The 20,519-nt window shown below is 45.4% G+C and carries 15 protein-coding genes; 13 read left to right on the forward strand and 2 right to left on the reverse strand.

What is annotated here, in order from left to right:
- Positions 1–9 precede the first annotated feature (9 nt).
- The 13 genes from ftsW to OCV12_RS02150 all read left to right on the forward strand — a co-directional run bounded on the left by ftsW (position 10) and on the right by OCV12_RS02150 (position 18,891).
- Positions 10–1,206, forward strand: coding sequence for a cell division protein FtsW (ftsW, locus tag OCV12_RS02090; RefSeq protein WP_017629347.1), 1,197 nt, complete (start codon positions 10–12; stop codon positions 1,204–1,206).
- Between the two features lie 12 nt (positions 1,207–1,218).
- A complete protein-coding gene (gene murG / locus OCV12_RS02095; protein WP_261885242.1) occupies positions 1,219–2,280 on the forward strand; it encodes an undecaprenyldiphospho-muramoylpentapeptide beta-N-acetylglucosaminyltransferase in 1,062 nt (353 codons plus the stop codon).
- Between the two features lie 13 nt (positions 2,281–2,293).
- On the forward strand, positions 2,294–3,754 hold the full coding sequence (murC, locus tag OCV12_RS02100) for a UDP-N-acetylmuramate--L-alanine ligase (protein WP_261885243.1): 1,461 nt from the start codon (positions 2,294–2,296) through the stop codon (positions 3,752–3,754).
- A 278-nt stretch (positions 3,755–4,032) separates the two neighbouring features.
- Positions 4,033–4,725 (forward strand): cell division protein FtsQ/DivIB, encoded by a 693-nt coding sequence (locus tag OCV12_RS02105; RefSeq protein WP_017629344.1) that lies wholly within the window; start codon positions 4,033–4,035, stop codon positions 4,723–4,725.
- On the forward strand, positions 4,718–5,986 hold the full coding sequence (gene ftsA, locus OCV12_RS02110) for a cell division protein FtsA (RefSeq protein WP_010434747.1): 1,269 nt from the start codon (positions 4,718–4,720) through the stop codon (positions 5,984–5,986). The genes OCV12_RS02105 and ftsA overlap by 8 nt, the downstream gene beginning before the upstream one ends.
- A 31-nt stretch (positions 5,987–6,017) precedes the next feature.
- On the forward strand, positions 6,018–7,247 hold the full coding sequence (ftsZ, locus tag OCV12_RS02115) for a cell division protein FtsZ (protein ID WP_017059291.1): 1,230 nt from the start codon (positions 6,018–6,020) through the stop codon (positions 7,245–7,247).
- A gap of 96 nt (positions 7,248–7,343) precedes the next feature.
- A complete protein-coding gene (gene lpxC, locus OCV12_RS02120; protein ID WP_010434751.1) occupies positions 7,344–8,261 on the forward strand; it encodes a UDP-3-O-acyl-N-acetylglucosamine deacetylase in 918 nt (305 codons plus the stop codon).
- Between the two features lie 388 nt (positions 8,262–8,649).
- Positions 8,650–11,376 (forward strand): preprotein translocase subunit SecA, encoded by a 2,727-nt coding sequence (gene secA / locus OCV12_RS02125; protein ID WP_261885244.1) that lies wholly within the window; start codon positions 8,650–8,652, stop codon positions 11,374–11,376.
- Between the two features lie 334 nt (positions 11,377–11,710).
- A complete protein-coding gene (gene mutT / locus OCV12_RS02130; protein ID WP_261885245.1) occupies positions 11,711–12,109 on the forward strand; it encodes an 8-oxo-dGTP diphosphatase MutT in 399 nt (132 codons plus the stop codon).
- A 92-nt stretch (positions 12,110–12,201) separates the two neighbouring features.
- Positions 12,202–13,026, forward strand: coding sequence for a 4-hydroxy-tetrahydrodipicolinate reductase (gene dapB / locus OCV12_RS02135; protein ID WP_026084086.1), 825 nt, complete (start codon positions 12,202–12,204; stop codon positions 13,024–13,026).
- Between the two features lie 503 nt (positions 13,027–13,529).
- Complete coding sequence (gene carA, locus OCV12_RS02140) at positions 13,530–14,669, forward strand: glutamine-hydrolyzing carbamoyl-phosphate synthase small subunit (protein ID WP_048609692.1); 1,140 nt, start codon at positions 13,530–13,532, stop codon at positions 14,667–14,669.
- 16 nt (positions 14,670–14,685) lie between these two features.
- Entirely contained in the window at positions 14,686–17,916 is a 3,231-nt protein-coding gene (gene carB, locus OCV12_RS02145) for a carbamoyl-phosphate synthase large subunit (RefSeq protein WP_061019048.1), read from the forward strand.
- Between the two features lie 195 nt (positions 17,917–18,111).
- Positions 18,112–18,891 (forward strand): TSUP family transporter, encoded by a 780-nt coding sequence (locus OCV12_RS02150; protein ID WP_102319698.1) that lies wholly within the window; start codon positions 18,112–18,114, stop codon positions 18,889–18,891.
- On the opposite strand, the gene OCV12_RS02155 is transcribed toward OCV12_RS02150, so the two are convergent.
- Both OCV12_RS02155 and OCV12_RS02160 read right to left on the reverse strand, forming a co-directional pair.
- Positions 18,842–19,687, reverse strand: a complete 846-nt coding sequence (locus tag OCV12_RS02155) for a LysR family transcriptional regulator (RefSeq protein ID WP_261885246.1) — start codon at positions 19,685–19,687, stop codon at positions 18,842–18,844. The two genes, OCV12_RS02150 and OCV12_RS02155, sit on opposite strands and share 50 nt — an antisense overlap.
- A 92-nt stretch (positions 19,688–19,779) precedes the next feature.
- The gene (locus tag OCV12_RS02160) at positions 19,780–20,361 is read right to left on the reverse strand and encodes a flavodoxin family protein (RefSeq protein ID WP_261885247.1); all 582 of its coding nucleotides are present in this window, start codon (positions 20,359–20,361) and stop codon (positions 19,780–19,782) included.
- Between the last annotated feature and the right edge of the window lie 158 nt (positions 20,362–20,519).

Below are 20,519 nucleotides of genomic sequence, written 5' to 3' on the forward strand. Positions count from 1 at the left end.
TAACATTCAGTGCAAAGAGTGAAAGAGATCAATCAATCTATTTGGCAATGGCTTAACCGTGCCACACCAGAGGCGCTCTACGATCGTCAATTGGTATGGATTGCTCTTGGACTGATGCTGACGGGCTTGGTAATGGTAACGTCGGCTTCGTTCCCAATCAGTGCTCGTTTAACCGATCAGCCGTTTCACTTTATGTTCCGTCATGCCATCTTCCTTGTGTTGGCGTTAGGTGTGTCCAGTGTCATATTGCAGATTCCGATGCAACGCTGGTTTCAATACAGTATGTACTTACTGGGCTTGTCCTTCTTCTTGCTGATCGTGGTATTAGCGGTCGGTAAGTCGGTTAACGGTGCATCGCGTTGGATCCCTCTCGGTCTATTTAACCTGCAGCCAGCCGAAGTCGCCAAGCTATCACTGTTTATCTTTATGGCGGGCTACTTGGTTCGAAAACAAGACGAAGTGAGGAAAACCTTCTTCGGTGGTTTCGGTAAACCTATCATGGTGTTTGGCGCCTTTGCTGTGTTACTGCTCGGTCAACCCGATTTAGGTACCGTAGTCGTAATGCTGGTTACCCTGTTCGGCATGTTATTTATCGCCGGTGCCAAGCTTTCTCAGTTTATTGCCTTGATGGTGGCGGGCATTGCTGCCGTTGTTGGCTTGATTGTTATCGAACCCTATCGTGTTCGACGTGTGACCTCTTTCTGGGAACCTTGGAATGACCCGTTCGGCAGTGGCTACCAGTTAACCCAATCATTGATGGCGTTCGGTCGTGGTGATTGGATGGGGCAAGGGCTTGGCAACTCAATTCAAAAACTCGAATACCTACCAGAAGCGCACACCGACTTTGTATTTGCTGTATTGGCTGAGGAACTCGGTTTCGTCGGTGTTACCTTGGTACTGATGTTGATCTTTAGCTTGGTGTTTAAAGCCATTCTTATTGGCAAAAAAGCCTTCGATAACGACCAAGTCTTCAGTGGTTATTTGGCTTTCGGTATTGGTATTTGGTTTGCTTTTCAAACGCTTGTTAACGTAGGCGCTGCTTCAGGCATTGTTCCAACTAAAGGTCTAACCTTGCCGTTGATCAGTTATGGTGGTTCAAGTCTTATCGTGATGTCGGTGGCGGTTTCTATGCTGCTGCGTATCGATCACGAATGCCGGATACAACAAAAAGAACAAGCCGACAATCAAAACGAATTAGTAGAATAAGAATCTAACGTGATGAAACAAAACAAAAAACTTTTAGTGATGGCTGGTGGTACTGGCGGTCACGTTTTCCCAGGGTTGGCGGTAGCTAAAAAGCTTCAGCAGCAAGGTTGGGAAATTCGCTGGTTAGGAACCGCAGACAGAATGGAAGCGGATTTAGTGCCAAAGCATGGTATTGAAATCGACTTCATCAAAGTGAAAGGCCTTCGAGGTCAAGGTATTAGCAAGCTAATTAAAGCGCCGTTCCAGATTATCAATGCCATACTTCAAGCAAGACAGCACATCAAAGCATGGCAGCCAGATGTCGTGCTTGGTATGGGCGGCTACGTAAGTGGTCCCGGCGGTATCGCGGCATGGTTGTCTGGCATTCCAGTGGTACTGCATGAGCAAAACGCAGTGGCTGGTTTAACTAACCAATGGTTGTCTAAGATTGCTAAAAAGGTATTCCAAGCTTTCCCAGGTGCATTTCCTACTGCGGAAGTGGTAGGTAACCCTGTACGTGAAGATGTGGTTGCCTTAGCTGAACCAGAGCAACGCATGGCTGAGCGTGACGGCGATATTCGCATCTTGGTGATGGGCGGTAGCCAAGGCGCTAAGATCCTAAATGATACCTTGCCAGTGACGATGGCGCAGCTTGGCGAAGGCTTCACAGTGATGCACCAAGCGGGCAAGAACAACCAACAACAAGTTATTGAGCAATACAAATCACATTCTGTAGATAATGTTCAAGTGACTGAATTTATTGATGATGTGGCGCAAGCTTATGAGTGGGCAGATCTATTAGTGTGTCGCTCAGGAGCATTAACCGTATCTGAAGTCTCTGCGGCGGGTGTGGGTTCTATCTTCGTTCCGTTTATGCACAAAGACAGACAGCAAGCACTGAACGCCGAACACTTAGTTGAGTGTGGCGCAGCGTTAATGATTGAACAGCCTCAACTGACGGCTGATAAGCTTGCGAACACGATCGCCGAGCTTGATAGAAATGAATTAAAAATGATGGCAACAAAAGCTCGTCAAGCAGCCAAGCTTGATGCTGATGTGACCGTCGCTGAAGCGATTAAAGCCTTAGCAAAATAATGAGATTGAATTGATGACGATTGAACATACCCAAGACTTAGCGCAAATCCGTGCAATGGTGCCAGAGATGCGCCGTGTTAAATCTATCCACTTCATTGGTATTGGTGGTGCAGGCATGAGCGGGATCGCTGAAGTCCTGCTAAATGAAGGCTACCAAATCACAGGTTCTGATATTGCTCAAAACCCAGTGACTGATCGTTTAGTTAGCAAGGGCGCGACCGTTTACATTGGTCACCAAGCAAGTAACGTTGCCGATGCAAGTGTGGTGGTGGTATCAACCGCTATCAACGAAGAAAACCCAGAGATTATTGCAGCTCGTGAAGCGCGCACACCTATCGTTCGTCGTGCAGAAATGCTGGCTGAGCTGATGCGCTTTCGTCATGGCATTGCTGTGGCAGGTACGCACGGTAAAACTACAACGACGGCTTTGGTTACACAGATTTATTCTGAAGCGGGCTTAGATCCAACCTTCGTCAACGGTGGTTTGGTGAAAAGTGCAGGCACAAACGCACGTTTAGGGTCGAGCCGTATCCTTATCGCTGAAGCCGATGAAAGTGATGCATCATTCTTACATCTGCAACCAATGGTTAGTATCGTGACTAACATTGAAGCGGATCATATGGATACTTACGGCGGCGATTTTGAAACGCTAAAGCAGACGTTTATCGATTTCCTACACAACCTACCATTCTACGGTCAGGCTGTGATGTGTGTTGATGATCCTGTTGTACGTGAACTTATCCCTCAGGTGAGCCGCCAAGTGATTACTTACGGCTTCTCTGAAGACGCAGATATCCGTATTGAAAACTACGTACAAGAAGGTCAGCAAGGCAAGTTTACGGTTGTACGTGAAGGCAAAGCGAACTTAGATATCACGTTGAACATTCCAGGTCGCCACAACGCATTGAATGCATCAGCGGCGATTGCGGTTGCGACTGAAGACGACATCAGCGATGAAGCGATTCTAAAAGCGATGGCGGGAACCGAAGGTACTGGCCGTCGTTTCGATCACCTTGGTGAGTACGAAACGGGTAAAGGCGTGGCGATGTTGGTCGATGATTACGGTCATCACCCAACGGAAGTGGATGTGACGATTCAAGCTGCTCGCAGTGGTTGGGCTGACAAACGTTTCGTGATGATCTTCCAACCACACCGCTACAGCCGAACGCGTGATCTGTATGATGACTTTGCGAACGTTCTTGAACAAGTTGATGTCTTAATCTTATTAGATGTGTATTCAGCAGGTGAGAAACCGATTGCAGGGGCTGACGGACGTTCACTGAGTCGAACTATTCGTGGGCGTGGTAAGATTGATCCAATCTTTGTTGCTGATATCAACACATTGCCATCGGTTCTAGCGAACGTAATTCAAGGCGGTGACCTTGTTTTAACACAGGGTGCAGGTGATGTTGGTCGTGTAGCTAAGCAACTTGAATCGCTACAATTAGACATTAATAAAATGCAGAACGCGTAACAGAATAGCGTCTACATACTGTGGTCGATCGCTCACTTCTTGCGATTGACCTAAAATTGACCAAAAATCTTATTATCAACGTTTGATAGTTTGATTTTGCTCAGTATAATTCATAGGTTAAAGTAAGTGCTTTTACCTCTATTACGAAGATAGGGAATAGAATTGCGAACCAACGACAGGGAATGCGGGCTTTGGTAGAAAGTACTTTTAGCGAAAACCGCCACCTATTCAGTTTACCGTCGCTCAAGAAACACGCCTTAGGCGGGTCTTTTTTTGTCATGGTATTGCTATTCATTGGGTTTCTTTTCTATACCACACTGACTTGGATGTGGGACGATCAGCGATTGCCTCTCTCCAAAATAGTACTTCAAGGCGACTTAACTTACGTAACCGCTGGTGATGTTCAACATGCGTTTGGCGAGCTTGAACACATTGGAACATTTATGTCGCAAGACATCGGCGTGTTGCAAGACAGTTTAGAAGCGTTACCTTGGGTATCTGTTGTCTCTATTCGTAAGCAGTGGCCAGACACAATAAAAGTATTTTTGACTGAGTACCATGCGGCAGCAATCTGGAACGGCAACATGCTGCTGAATGACGATGGTCAGGTGTTCAATGGTGATATCGGCCTATTAAAGGGCGATAGAGTTAAGCTTTACGGCCCAGACGGCACCAGCCAAGAAGTGATAGAAAAATGGCGACAGATAACCCCTTTGATTAACAGTCTTGGGTTAACCGTTACCTCGCTCGTACTCAATGAGCGTCGCGCTTGGCAAATAATCCTAGATAACGGTATCCGTTTAGAACTAGGTAAAGATTCTTTAGATGAGCGTGTTGAACGCTTCATTTCGCTTTACAACGAGTTAGGTAGTAAGGCGAATCAAGTGAGCTACATCGACCTCAGGTATGATACGGGAGCCGCTGTAGGCTGGTTTCCAGAGCAAGAGTTAGAAGAGAGCACAGATGACTAAGACCGCAGATGACAACATAATCGTTGGTCTTGATATAGGCACTGCGACCATATCAGCTCTGGTTGGTGAAATATTGCCTGATGGTCAAATCAATATCATTGGTTCTGGGCAAAGCCCATCCAGAGGTATGGATAAAGGTGGTGTAAACGACCTAGAGTCGGTAGTTAAGTCGGTTCAGCGAGCTATTGATCAAGCAGAGTTGATGGCGGAATGCCAAATCAGCAATGTGTTTATCTCGCTATCGGGCAAACATATCGCAAGCCGAATTGAAAAAGGCATGGGTACTATCTCTGATGAAGAGGTGTCCCAAGACGATATGGATCGAGCGATCCATACCGCGAAATCAATTAAAATAGGTGATGAGCAGAGAATTCTGCACGTGATCCCACAAGAGTTTACCATCGATTATCAAGAAGGGATTAAGAACCCACTTGGCTTATCTGGTGTTCGAATGGAAGTCAGCGTTCACCTAATTTCTTGCCATAGCGACATGGCGAGAAACATTATTAAAGCTGTTGAACGATGTGGTCTCACAGTAGAACAGATCGTGTTTTCAGGACTTGCCTCAAGTAATGCGGTAATTACTGAAGACGAGAGAGAGCTTGGAGTATGTGTGGTGGATATCGGCGCGGGTACGATGGATATTTCCATTTGGACTGGCGGCGCACTGCGACACACAGAAGTCTTTTCCTACGCAGGAAATGCAGTAACCAGTGATATTGCCTTCGCTTTCGGCACGCCAGTGAGCGATGCTGAAGAGATAAAAGTAAACCATGGTTGCGCTCTGAGTGAACTCGTAAGCAAGGATGACTCTGTTAACGTCCCAAGTGTTGGTGGTCGCCCATCGAGAAGTTTGCAACGACAAACTTTGTCGGAAGTGATTGAACCACGTTACACTGAACTTATGGGTCTCGTTAACCAAACTATTGATACGGTTCAATTACAGCTACGAGATGAAGGTATTAAACACCACCTTGCAGCTGGCGTCGTTCTCACTGGTGGAGCGGCACAAATTGATGGATTGGTAGAGTGTGCGGAACGTGTTTTCCGCAATCAAGTTCGAGTTGGTAAGCCATTAGAAGTTAGTGGCTTAACTGACTATGTTAAAGAGCCGTATCATTCTACGGCGGTTGGTTTACTTCATTACGCAAGAGATTGTCAGATCAGTGATGAAGGTGATTACAGCGAACCTAAGCGTTCAGCACCTTCTATGTCTGGTTTATTTGGCAAATTGCGTAATTGGATACAAAAAGAGTTTTAACCTGAGTTGCAGGAAAAAACGGAGATAACACATGTTTGAACCGATGATGGAAATGTCTGACGATGCAGTAATTAAAGTCGTTGGAGTTGGTGGCGGTGGCGGTAACGCTGTTGAGCACATGGTACGTGAATCAATCGAAGGCGTAGAATTCATCAGTGTTAACACTGATGCGCAAGCACTTCGTAAAACAAGCGTGAGCAGCGTGATCCAAATTGGTGGTGATATCACTAAAGGTTTGGGCGCTGGTGCAAACCCACAAGTAGGCCGTGATGCAGCTCTCGAAGATCGAGAAAGAATTAAAGAAGTTCTAACTGGCGCCGATATGGTATTTATCGCAGCTGGTATGGGCGGTGGTACTGGTACAGGTGCTGCTCCAGTTATTGCTGAAGTTGCGAAAGAGTTGGGTGTGCTAACGGTTGCTGTTGTAACTAAGCCATTCAGCTTTGAAGGCAAAAAGCGTTTAGCGTTTGCTGAGCAAGGTATCGAAGAGCTTTCTAAGCATGTGGATTCTTTAATTACGATTCCAAATGAAAAGCTACTTAAAGTACTTGGCCGTGGCGTAACACTGCTTGAAGCTTTCGCAAGTGCAAATGATGTGCTTAAAAACGCTGTACAAGGTATCGCTGAGCTAATTACTCGCCCTGGTATGATTAACGTCGATTTCGCGGATGTTCGCACCGTAATGTCTGAGATGGGTCATGCAATGATGGGTAGCGGTATCGCAAAAGGTGAAGACCGTGCTGAAGAAGCTGCTGAAACGGCAATTTCTAGCCCACTACTAGAAGACATCGACCTAGCTGGTGCACGTGGCGTTCTTGTGAACATCACAGCAGGCCTAGATATGCGTTTAGATGAGTTCGAAACAGTAGGTAACACAGTTAAGGCATTCGCATCTGATAACGCAACAGTTGTGATTGGTACTTCTCTAGACCCTGATATGACGGATGAAATCCGCGTAACTGTTGTTGCAACAGGTATCGGTACAGAGAAAAAACCAGACATTACTTTAGTTGCTGGTGGTAAAGCTAAGGTTGCACCAACTCCTCAACCACAGGTAGCGGCTCAAACTGCACCAAAAGTGGAAGAGAAAGTGGCACAGCCATTGCAAGAAAAAACTGAGGTTAAACCTCAAGTTAAGCCACAGCCAACAACGTCACCTGTTTCTTCAGGTACAGGAGCTAGCCAAAGTGCTGCACCTAAAGCTGAGAAAGAGAGTGGATATTTAGATATTCCAGCATTCTTACGACGTCAGGCTGATTAACAAACACCCAAAATTTGACTATAGTCGAATTAATGGTAAAATTCGCGGTCGGTAAATACTGACCGTGATTTGTAGCACTGATAACGAGGCAAGCAGATGATCAGACAACGTACTCTGAAAGAAATTGTGAAAACAACTGGTGTGGGTCTCCACTCTGGTCGTAAAGTCACACTTACTCTTCGCCCGGCAGCTGCAAATACAGGCATTGTTTATCGTCGTACAGATGTAAATCCACCTGTAGATTTCCCAGCTGATCCAGCATCAGTTCGTGACACTATGTTATGTACTGCTCTTGTTAATGACGAAGGCGTACGTATCTCTACAGTGGAACACCTTAACGCAGCTCTAGCGGGCATGGGCATCGATAACATTATTGTTGAAGTAGATGCACCAGAGATCCCTATTATGGATGGTAGCGCAAGCCCATTCGTGTACTTGCTACAGCAAGCGGGTGTAGAAACACTGAATGCAGCGAAGCGTTTTATTCGTATCAAAAAGCCTATCCGTTTTGAAGATGGCGATAAGTGGGCAGAGTTTGTTCCATTTAACGGCTTCCGTATGGACTTTGAGATCGACTTTAACCACCCAGCAATTGAATCTGATGAGCAACGTTTGTTGTTTGATTTCTCTTCACAAGGCTTTGTGAAAGAAATCTCTCGCGCTCGTACTTTCGGCTTCATGCGCGATATTGAGTACCTACAATCTCAAAACCTAGTACTTGGCGGTAGCTTCGATAACGCTATCGTTCTAGACGAATACCGAATTCTTAATGAAGAAGGTCTGCGTTTTGACAATGAGTTCGTAACTCACAAAGTACTGGATGCGATTGGTGACCTTTACATGTGTGGACACGCTATTATTGGTGAGTTCCGTGCATACAAATCAGGTCACGGCCTAAACAACCAACTACTACGTGCAGTACTTGCTGACGCAGAAGCTTGGGAATGGGCAACATTCGAAGAAGAAGTAGGCTCTCCTGTTGCATTTGCTGAGCCAGGAATGGTTCTAGCGTAATTGTTGTTTACAACAATATAAGATTTCGAAAACCAGGTCATTGACCTGGTTTTTTTGTATCTATTTTCCAGATACAGTGTCGTCAACATCCGAAAGTTGACTACCAATGGGCTACAGTCTGGCTAATCTGTCAGCAATTAGAAAGAAAAGTTCCAAGCACATCAAACAAATGGGGTTATAAATGGTCGTTGGTGTGAAAATTACTTACACTAAAGGGCATTAATTTTAACTCAAGCCTTGAAAACTCTACTCTCAAGTACAATATCAAAGATACTAGATTTATCTCAGTATCCTTGGTTAGTAACTGAAGACTAGTTCATAGCTAGTAGAGACTGACGGCATTTAAAATAGATCGCGGACGATCTGAGAACGAAGAGATTCCAAGCACATGATTACTAAGCTGCTGACAAAGGTAATTGGCAGTCGCAATGACAGAACACTGCGCCGCCTTAGAAAAATTGTAAAAGAAATTAATAACTACGAACCAACGTTTGAAGCACTTTCAGACGAAGAGCTAAAAGCAAAAACGGTTGAGTTTCGTGAGCGCTTAGATAAAGGTGAATCGCTAGACCAACTTCTACCGGAAGCATTTGCTACGGTACGTGAAGCGTCTAAGCGTGTTTACGGCATGCGTCACTTTGACGTGCAAATGATTGGTGGCATGGTTCTAAATGCTGGCCAAATTGCAGAAATGCGTACTGGTGAAGGTAAGACTCTTACAGCAACCTTACCAGCTTATCTTAACGCCCTACCTAGCAAAGGTGTTCACGTAGTAACGGTGAACGACTACCTAGCGAAGCGTGATGCGGAAACAAACCGCCCATTATTTGAATTTCTTGGTATGACGGTTGGCGTGAACGTGCCAAACATGGCTCCGCCAGAGAAAAAAGAAGCGTACCAAGCTGACATCCTATACGGAACAAACAACGAGTTTGGTTTCGATTACCTACGTGACAACATGGCTTTCCGTGCTGAAGATCGTGTTCAACGCGAACGCTTCTTCGCTGTTGTCGATGAAGTTGACTCAATCTTAATTGATGAAGCTCGTACTCCACTTATTATCTCTGGCCCTGCTGAAGATAGCTCAGATCTTTACACGCGTATTAACACGTTAATTCCTAACCTTGAGCGTCAAGATAAAGAAGATTCTGAAGAGTACCGTGGTGAAGGTCACTACACCATGGACGAGAAATCGAAGCAGGTTCACCTGACTGAAAACGGTCAAGAATTTGTAGAAGAGCTAATGGTGAAAAACGGTCTGATGGAAGAGGGCGATACGCTTTACTCTCCAACAAACATTAGCCTATTGCACCATGTTAATGCAGCGCTTCGTGCACACGTATTGTTTGAGAAGAACGTTGACTACATCGTTACTGAAGACGGCGAAGTGGTTATCGTTGATGAACATACTGGTCGTACAATGCCAGGTCGTCGTTGGTCTGAAGGTTTACACCAAGCTGTTGAAGCTAAAGAAGGTGTGAAGATTCAGAATGAAAACCAAACGCTAGCATCGATTACTTTCCAAAACTTCTTCCGTCTATACGAAAAACTGTCAGGTATGACAGGTACAGCCGATACAGAAGCTTTCGAATTCCAGTCTATCTACGGCCTAGAAACTGTGGTTATCCCAACCAACAAGCCTATGGTTCGTAACGATATGCCAGATGTGGTTTATCGTACTGAAGAAGACAAGTTCAATGCGATCATTGAAGACATTAAAGATCGTGTAGCTGCTGGTCAGCCATCACTGGTTGGTACAGTTTCTATCGAGAAATCTGAGCTACTGTCTAACGCACTGAAAAAAGCAAAAATTAAGCACAACGTTCTAAACGCTAAGTTCCACGAAATGGAAGCTGAGATCGTTGCACAAGCGGGTACGCCAAGCGCGGTAACTATTGCAACTAACATGGCCGGTCGTGGTACCGATATCGTGTTAGGTGGCAGCTGGCAGGCACAAGTTGAGAAGCTGGATAACCCAACTCAAGAGCAGATCGATAAGATCAAAGCTGACTGGAGAGTAATCCACGATAAAGTACTTGAGTCAGGTGGTCTGCACATCATTGGTACTGAGCGTCATGAATCTCGCCGTATTGATAACCAGCTACGTGGTCGTTCTGGTCGTCAAGGTGATGCAGGTTCTTCTCGTTTCTACCTATCAATGGAAGACTCTCTGTTACGTATCTTTACATCGGATCGTATGGCTGGTCTTATCCAAAGTGGTATGGACGAAGGCGAAGCGATCGAATCTAAGATGCTTTCTCGCTCAATTGAAAAAGCACAACGTAAAGTTGAAGGTCGTAACTTCGATATTCGTAAGCAGCTTCTTGAGTACGATGATGTAGCCAATGACCAACGCAAAGTGGTTTATGAGCTTCGTGATGAACTGATGAGTTCTGACGACATCAGCGAAATGATCGAACACAACCGTGAAGACGTGTTTACTTCGGTTATCGATGAGTACATTGCTCCTCAATCGCTTGAAGATATGTGGGATATCGCTGGTCTGCAAGATCGCCTGAAGAACGACTTCGATCTAGAGTTCGATATTCAAGGTTGGTTGGACGAAGACGACAAGCTGTACGAAGAAGCACTGCGTGAACGTATCCTCGGTATGGCGATTGATTCGTACAAACAGAAAGAAGAAGTGGTTGGTGCTCAAGTACTACGTAACTTCGAGAAATCTGTAATGCTGCAAACGCTAGATGGCCTTTGGAAAGAGCACTTGGCTGCGATGGATCACCTTCGTCAAGGTATCCATCTACGTGGTTACGCTCAGAAGAACCCGAAACAAGAGTACAAGCGCGAGTCGTTTGAACTGTTTGAAGGTCTACTAGAAGTACTTAAATCAGATGTTATTACCATCCTTTCTAAAGTTCGCGTTCAGCAACAAGAAGAAGTAGAAAAGATGGAAGCTCAACGTCAAGCTCAAGCTGAAGAAGCGGCGCGTCGTGCACAAGCACAACACGCAACAGCTGAAAATCAGTTGGGTGATGATGAAGCTGAGCCAGCATCTCCACAAACGGTAGTACGTGATGAGCGTAAAGTGGGTCGTAACGAACCATGCCCATGTGGAAGTGGTAAAAAATACAAACAGTGTCACGGTAAAATTGACTAATGCTTTGCTGTAATGGCTGATAACTTCGTCGGCGATGCTCATTTACACTTGTAAACTCCGCGTCGCCTCCTCGTTCTCAACCAATACAGCTTTGCCTTAATATAGTTTTGATAAAAAGAGTCGCTTAGGCGGCTCTTTTTGTATGTAAATTTCATGGCTTACTTTGTTATACAAGGAAGTCGTCATTTCCTATAGCGAGGAACGAGCGTAATAGGAAATCTCGTTTAGTTAGGCTCACGTTGTTTTAGATCCCCAACTTAGTCGTTCCTCCTTCTTGAGGATGACGTATTCAGGGACTATGTGAGTTAAGCGTTTTATTAAGGAACACCAACACATGAAAAGAATCCATATCGTAGCGGGTATTATCTTTAACCAAGATAAGTCACAAGTATTTATCACTAAACGCCCAGACGACAAACATAAGGGCGGTTTTTGGGAGTTCCCTGGCGGCAAGGTTGAAGCGGGCGAAACCATTGAACAAGCGATGACTCGTGAGTTGGATGAAGAGATTGGCATTAAAGTGACTGAGCAGTCTCTGTTTGAGCACCTTGAGTTTGATTACACGGACAAGTCGCTTAAGTTCGACTTCATCCTTGTGACCGACTTTGAACAGCAACCTTATGGCAAAGAAGGTCAGCAAGGTGAATGGGTAAGTCTTGAATTATTGAATCAATACGCCTTCCCAGAAGCAAATGTGCCAATTTTAGAGCGAGTGGTAAAAGAGTTTTCGTAATTGCTAGCCTGAGTTTGAGATTGTTGTTAGTTTAAAGAGATTAATCGAATGAACGTTGCTGCAAGAGATAAGTGGCAACGGTAACCAAAACAATGGAGATATTCGCAGTGGTAAGAATTGCAATTGCAGGAGCAGCGGGCCGTATGGGTCGCAACTTGGTGAAAGCCGCTCATCATAATTCAGAAGCAAGTGTTGGTGCTGGCTCAGAGCGTCCAGAGTCATCTTTGGTCGGTGTTGATGTTGGCGAGTTATGTGGTGAAGGTCGTTTTGATGTCGCTCTAGTGGATGATTTGTCTAAAGCCATCGAAGAGTTTGATGTGATTGTCGATTTTACTGCCCCTGTTAGCACATTAGCGAATATTGAACTTTGTAAACGTCACGGTAAAAAGCTAATCATCGGTACGACGGGTTTCTCTGAAGAAGAGAAACAGGTGATTGATGCGGCTTCAAAAGAGATGCCTATCGTAATGGCACCTAACTACAGTGTCGGTGTGAACCTTGTATTTAAGCTGCTAGAAAAGGCCGCTAAAGTGATGGGCGATTACTGTGATGTCGAGATCGTTGAGGCTCACCACCGTCATAAAGTCGATGCTCCTTCTGGTACAGCGATTGGCATGGGCGAAGCGATTGCTGGTGCAATGGGCAATGAGCTCAACGATGTAGCCGTATGGTCACGTGAAGGTATTACTGGTGAGCGTACGAAAGATGAGATTGGTTTCGCTACGATTCGTGCCGGTGACATCATTGGTGAACACACAGCTATGTTTGCGGATATCGGTGAGCGAGTGGAAATTACTCATAAAGCCACGGACCGAATGACTTTCGCTAATGGCGCAATCAAAGCTGCAGTCTGGTTAAATGATAAACCAGCCGGCTTTTATACCATGACTGATGTCCTAGGTTTGAATGACCTGTAAATAGATATTTATGCGCTGGCAATTGCCGGCGCTTTCTTTATTTGGTACATTTTCCTTCGTAATATCCCTTTTACAAACCTCCCTCTAGTTTCTTCTTATCGTCGATTTTCTCTTATTTAACTATGTTTTTTACTGCTTATGGTGTGGTTTTTGTTTTAGGTCTTTAAATTATGATCTTTTCTCTTTGTATTTATCGATTGCGTTTTGTTGCTGATATTTTTATCACTCTATGGTCGGTCAAAATGAGGGGTGAAAATTAGAAAATCGTAATATTCGGCCGAAATGAGCATGAAAGTTAAACTTTTGAAGCTTTGATGGCGTAAATTGAATTAGTCCTTACAAATGTTTAATTTCTTTTGCGTTAAATGTTGACACGTATCACGCACATCACTAAAATACCGCCAATTTGTCTAATTTCCATAAACACGCAGTTTCTGGTGTTGCAGGAAGGTAGATTTGCAAATTAAATCAATTTTAATGCATTTTTATTTCTGGAGGTTGTCTTGAAGAAGTCAGCACTACTCGTCCTAGAAGATGGGACAGTATTTCACGGTGAAGCCATTGGCGCTGTAGGTTCTGCAGTTGGTGAAGTCGTTTTTAATACCTCGATGACGGGGTACCAAGAAATCCTCACTGATCCTTCCTATTCTCAACAAATCGTTACCCTTACTTACCCTCACATTGGCAATACCGGAACCAATTCCGAAGACGAAGAATCTTCTTCAATCCACGCTCAAGGCCTTGTGATTCGCGATCTCCCTCTAATCGCTTCTAACTTCCGTAATGAACAATCCCTTTCTGATTACCTTAAGTCGCAAAACGTTGTTGGTATCGCTGATATCGATACTCGTAAGCTGACGCGTATTCTTCGTGAAAAAGGCGCTCAGAACGGTTGTATCGTAGCGGGTAACAATTTAGACGAAGCTTTGGCTCTAGCTAAAGCAAAAGAATTCCCTGGCCTGAAAGGTATGGACCTTGCGAAAGAAGTTACAACAAAAGAAGCGTATCAATGGAAACAAGGTTCGTGGACGCTTACGGGTGGACTTCCTGAAGCGAAAGCAGACTCTGAATTGCCATACCACGTTGTTGCTTATGACTTCGGTGCAAAACGAAACATCCTACGAATGCTTGTTGACCGCGGCTGCCGCCTAACGGTTGTTCCTGCTGAAACTTCTGCTGAAGAAGTACTAGCTCTGAACCCAGACGGTGTTTTCCTTTCAAATGGCCCTGGTGACCCAGAACCATGTACTTACGCAATTGAAGCGACAAAAGTGTTCCTAGAAAAAGGCTTACCAATCTTCGGTATCTGTCTAGGTCACCAGATTCTTGCTCTTGCGTCAGGCGCTAAGACAGTGAAGATGAAGTTTGGTCACCACGGTGCAAACCACCCGGTTAAAGATTTAGATCGTGATGTTGTGATGATTACTTCGCAAAACCACGGCTTTGCTGCTGACGAAGAAACCCTTCCAGAGACACTACGTGCAACGCACAAATCACTATTTGATGGTTCTCTACAAGGTATTCACCGTACAGACAAACCAGCATTCAGCTTCCAAGGTCACCCTGAAGCAAGCCCAGGTCCAGAAGACGCAGCGCCGTTATTCGACCACTTTATTGAACTAATCAAACAGCACACAGCGTAATTCGGAGTAGTAGACAATGCCAAAACGTACTGACATTAAAAGTATTCTTATTCTAGGTGCTGGCCCGATCGTTATCGGCCAAGCATGTGAGTTCGATTACTCTGGTGCTCAAGCTTGTAAAGCGCTTCGCGAAGAAGGTTACCGAGTTATTCTTGTAAACTCGAACCCAGCGACAATCATGACTGACCCAGATATGGCCGATGCAACTTACATCGAGCCTATCCAATGGGAAGTTGTGCGTAACATCATCGCTAAAGAGAAGCCTGATGCAGTTCTACCGACTATGGGTGGTCAAACTGCATTGAACTGTGCTCTAGACCTAGAAAAGCACGGCGTTCTTGAAGAGTTCGGTGTTGAAATGATTGGTGCAACGGCTGACGCTATCGATAAAGCAGAAGACCGTTCACGCTTCGATAAAGCAATGAAAGCAATTGGCCTTGAGTGTCCAACTGCTGATACAGCGAAAACGATGGAAGAAGCTTACAAAGTTTTAGACATGGTTGGCTTCCCTTGTATCATTCGTCCATCGTTCACGATGGGTGGTACTGGCGGCGGTATCGCTTACAACAAAGAAGAATTTGAAGAAATCTGTCGTCGTGGTTTGGACTTATCTCCAACTAACGAACTTCTTATCGATGAATCACTTATCGGTTGGAAAGAGTACGAGATGGAAGTGGTTCGTGACAAAAACGACAACTGCATCATCGTATGTGCGATTGAAAACTTCGACCCAATGGGTATTCACACAGGTGACTCAATCACTGTGGCTCCAGCACAAACGCTGACAGACAAAGAATACCAACTAATGCGTAACGCATCTCTAGCAGTACTGCGTGAGATTGGTGTTGAAACAGGTGGTTCAAACGTACAGTTTGGTATCAACCCGAAAGATGGCCGCATGGTTATCATCGAGATGAACCCACGTGTATCTCGCTCTTCAGCACTAGCATCTAAAGCAACAGGTTTCCCAATCGCTAAAATTGCAGCGAAACTGGCTGTTGGCTTCACGCTAGACGAGCTAATGAATGACATCACTGGCGGCGCAACGCCAGCATCATTCGAACCAACAATCGACTACGTAGTAACTAAGATTCCTCGTTTTAACTTCGAGAAATTTGCAGGTGCTAACGACCGTCTAACGACTCAAATGAAGTCCGTTGGTGAAGTTATGGCTATCGGCCGTAACCAACAAGAATCTCTACAAAAAGCACTTCGCGGCCTAGAAGTTGGCGCGACTGGTTTTGACGAAATGGTAGACCTAGACGCACCTGATGCTCTAACGACTATCCGTCATGAACTGAAAGAAGCTGGCGCAGAGCGTATTTGGTACATTGCTGACGCATTCCGTGCTGGTATGTCGGTAGATGGTGTATTCAACCTAACGCAAATCGACCGTTGGTTCCTAGTTCAAATCGAAGACATCGTTAAGCTAGAGCAAGAACTGAAAGCGAAAGGCTTTGCTGGTCTGAACAAAGACGAGCTAAACAAGCTCAAGCGTAAAGGTTTTGCAGATGCTCGCCTATCTAAGATTCTAGGTGTAGCGGAAAGCGAAATCCGTCGTCTACGTGACCAATACGATATCCACCCAGTATACAAGCGTGTAGATACGTGTGCGGCTGAGTTCTCTTCTGATACGGCTTACATGTACTCATCTTACGATGACGAGTGTGAAGCGAACCCAACAGACAAAGACAAGATCATGATTCTAGGCGGCGGTCCAAACCGTATCGGCCAAGGTATTGAATTTGACTACTGTTGTGTACACGCATCACTAGCACTACGTGAAGATGGCTACGAAACTATCATGGTTAACTGTAACCCTGAGACTGTTTCTACAGACTACGATACATCTGACCGTCTGTACTTCGAACCAGTAACTCTGGAAGACGTACTAGCAATCGCTCGTGTTGAGAAGCCAAAAGGCGTTATCGTTCAGTACGGTGGTCAAACGCCACTGAAACTGGCTCGTGCTCTTGAAGCTGCTGGCGTACCAATCATCGGTACTAGCCCAGACGCAATCGACCGTGCAGAAGACCGTGAGCGTTTCCAAGTTGCTGTAGACCGTCTAGGCCTACTTCAGCCAGAAAACGCAACAGTAACAACAATGGAGCAAGCGGTTGAGAAATCTCGCGAAATCGGCTTCCCACTTGTTGTACGTCCTTCTTACGTACTTGGTGGTCGTGCGATGGAAATCGTATACGACGAGCAAGATTTACGTCGCTACTTCAACGAAGCAGTAAGCGTTTCAAACGAATCTCCAGTACTACTTGATAGCTTCCTAGACGACGCTGTTGAAGTAGACGTAGATGCGATTTGTGACGGTGAGCGCGTTGTTATCGGCGGTATCATGGAGCACATCGAACAAGCGGGTGTTCACTCAGGTGACTCAGCATGTTCTCTTCCTGCATACACGCTAAGCCAAGAGATCCAAGACGTAATGCGCGAGCAAGTTGAAAAGCTAGCGTTCGAGTTGGGTGTTCGTGGTCTGATGAACACGCAGTTTGCTGTTAAGAACAATGAAGTGTACCTAATCGAGGTTAACCCTCGTGCAGCACGTACGGTTCCATTCGTATCTAAAGCAACTGGCGCGCCAATCGCTAAGATTGCAGCTCGTGTAATGGCTGGTCAATCGCTAGAGTCTCAAGGCTTTACGAAAGAAATCATCCCACCTTACTACTCAGTGAAAGAAGTTGTACTTCCATTCAACAAGTTCCCTGGTGTTGACCCACTGTTAGGCCCAGAAATGCGCTCTACTGGTGAAGTTATGGGGGTTGGCGCGACGTTCGCAGAAGCATACTCTAAAGCTGAATTGGGTTGTGGCAACATCTACCCAGAAGGCGGCCGTGCACTTCTTTCTGTTCGCGAAGGCGACAAAGAGCGTGTTGTTGACCTAGCATCTAAGCTATCTAAGCTTGGTTACCAGCTAGACGCAACACACGGTACAGCGGTTATCCTTGGCGAAGCGGGTATCAACCCACGTCTAGTAAACAAGGTACACGAAGGTCGTCCTCACATTCTTGACCGTATCAAGAACAACGAGTACACGTACATCGTGAACACAGCTGCTGGTCGTCAAGCGATTGAAGATTCTAAAGTACTTCGTCGTGGCGCATTGGCTGAGAAAGTTAACTACACGACTACGCTAAACGCTGCATTCGCGACTTGTATGGCGCACACTGCAGACGCGAAGACGTCAGTAACTTCAGTTCAAGAACTACACGCACAGGTGAAAGCTTCTCAAGCTTAATCGTCTAAAGTGTATCGCTGTTAAGCGGATATAAATGCTCAAAGCCCACTCTCCGGAGTGGGCTTTTTTATGCCTGTTAAATAGCATGTGTTAAATGATGAAAATCAGGAATAGGTTAGAATCTTGTGTTTCGTTGTTGTTCGTTTGCTCAGGGTGGTAACTTGTCGCTACACAAGAATTTAAGGCGTTGGGTATATGGAAATCACTCTAGAAATATTGGCTATCTTGTTTGTTGTTGCAACGGCAGCAGGCTTTATTGATGCAATGGCTGGCGGCGGTGGGTTGTTGACTCTACCTGCATTGCTCGCGGCTGGCGTGCCACCCACGCAAGCACTGGCCACTAACAAACTCCAAAGCTCATTTGGCAGCTTCTCAGCGAGTTGGTATTTCGTGCGTAATGGTATCGTTAGTATCAAGGAGATGCGCCTCGCTATCTTTTGTACCTTTATAGGTTCGGCTATTGGTGCGGAATTAGTGCAGTACATTGATGCAAGCCTTCTGACCAGCGTGATCCCACTGCTGCTTATTGCTATCTCTCTCTATTTTCTATTAGCACCACAAACCAGAGCCTCTGAAGGAAAACAAAAGATCTCTGAGGCGATGTTTGCGCTATGTGTGGGCGGCGGTGTTGGTTTCTATGATGGCTTCTTTGGCCCAGGTACAGGCTCAATCTTCACGGTTTGTTTTGTAGCGATTGGTCATTTCTCATTGGTTGATGCTACGGCTCGTACCAAAGTACTGAACTTCACCTCGAACATCGCTGCACTGATCTTCTTTATTTTGGCTGGTTTGCCAATTTGGGAGTTAGGATTGGTGATGGCGGTTGGTGGCTTTATGGGAGCTCAGCTTGGCGCTAAAGTGGTGGTGACAAAAGGGCAGAAATGGATTCGCCCCCTTGTGATCGTAATGTCGATGCTGATGGCTTCTAAACTGCTTTGGGAACAGCATCAACAATGGATTCTATCAGTGTTTTAACCCTAGGAGACTGGTAGCTATTCGGTCTAACACAGACATGAATCGGTCGAATTAAGCCTGCTAATTCTGGAAAGCTATATAGGTATTGAGGCTCAATATTGAGTGTTTTTACGATAGAGAGCGGGATTAACGCAGGCCCCGTTCCACCCAAGGCAAGCTGCGCTGCTGCAGTGTAGGCATCCATCTCCATCAAGGGTTTGATACCGAATTTTTCCAATACTGAAAGTTGATAAGAGTTGGCAGGGTTGGTCATATCGTTGGTAATGACCAATGGAGGAAGAGCCGTGAGTGGCTGCTTACTCACAATGTAAAACGGCTCATCAAACAGGTGGAAAGTCATCAACCCGTGATGCGGTGGCAATAAGCCTGCGCACAACCCTAGAGTTGCTTTACCTGATTGGACTCGCTCTATGATTCTCGGCGTGTGGTTGGTGGTAATGGTGATGTATTTATCTTGCTGGATAAATTGCCCCATCATCTCACCTAAGTAGCCCGCTATTAGAGATTTAGAGCTGTCTAAGGTGATGAGAGTAGTATCTTCCAACTCTTGTTGTTCATAAATAAGACCGCGAAGCTCATTGAACGTAGGGCCGATACTCTCGATCAATGCAACCGCATCCGGCGTCAGTTTTATCTGTCGGCCACTCGGCTCGATGAGCTTTTTACCTAGTTTCTTTTCTAAATTCGCAATCCGTTTGCTGACCGCTGATTGGCTGATATAAAGCAAACTGCCGGTACGGCTCATCGTCTTTGCTTTACTCAATACCAATAGAGTTTCGATTCCTTCGAGTAGCATTTAGTAATATTCATGAAAGTTGGGAATGATTGAATCAAGTTACCTGAAACGACATTCATTCTCTAGTCTTGAGCTCATAGATATCACACAAGCTATGAACTTTGAACCAAGCTCGCGATGCGTTGACCAAAATAGAAAGCGGTTTTCAGGTCATTTGCATTAACGCTGTTGTTTGTTGAGGTTGGGGCTTCATCGACACTGGCAACCAAGCCAATGCTCGAACCTGTGCGATTCAGCCCTAGGTCGTCGATGTGTTTAGATACATCAAGCCCTGCCCAAATCATGCCATGTTGGCAAGCTAGAGTGAAAAAGCTGAGTAGGGTTTGTTGTTGCTCTCCGTTGAGGCTGCCACCGGTGGTAAAGCCTGCAGCAAGTTTGTTTCTCCATGATTTCTTACCGTAGGTATCACTGGTCGCGTCCATAAAGCTTTTAAACTGAGCAGCGGGTGACCCCATGTAAGTTGGCGCGCCAAAGACAATCGCATCACAGTGGTCTAATGCTGTGAGCTTATCGTCATTGTCATACCTTCCTTCAATGATTTCAGACGAGAGAACCTCGATGAGCAATGCCGAGCTAGGCAGTTGAGAGTTTACGCCCTCTGCGAGGAGCTCTGCTACTTGCTTGGTTGCCCCACATTTAGAGAAGAAAACAATTCCAATTTTATTACTGCTCATCCTTAAACCCTCGTAGTTAGCATTAGTAAGTAAATGTCTTTATAAAGTTATTTATTTACTAATATAGTCTGGAAATTAGATAAGTAAACAAAAAACATTACTAACTGGATTGGGATTTGGAAACGAGAGAAGGGCTTCGGAAAGCGAAACTGAGGAGC

Source organism: Vibrio pomeroyi (assembly GCF_024347595.1).
In the GTDB taxonomy this organism is placed as follows: Bacteria; Pseudomonadota; Gammaproteobacteria; order Enterobacterales; family Vibrionaceae; genus Vibrio; species Vibrio pomeroyi.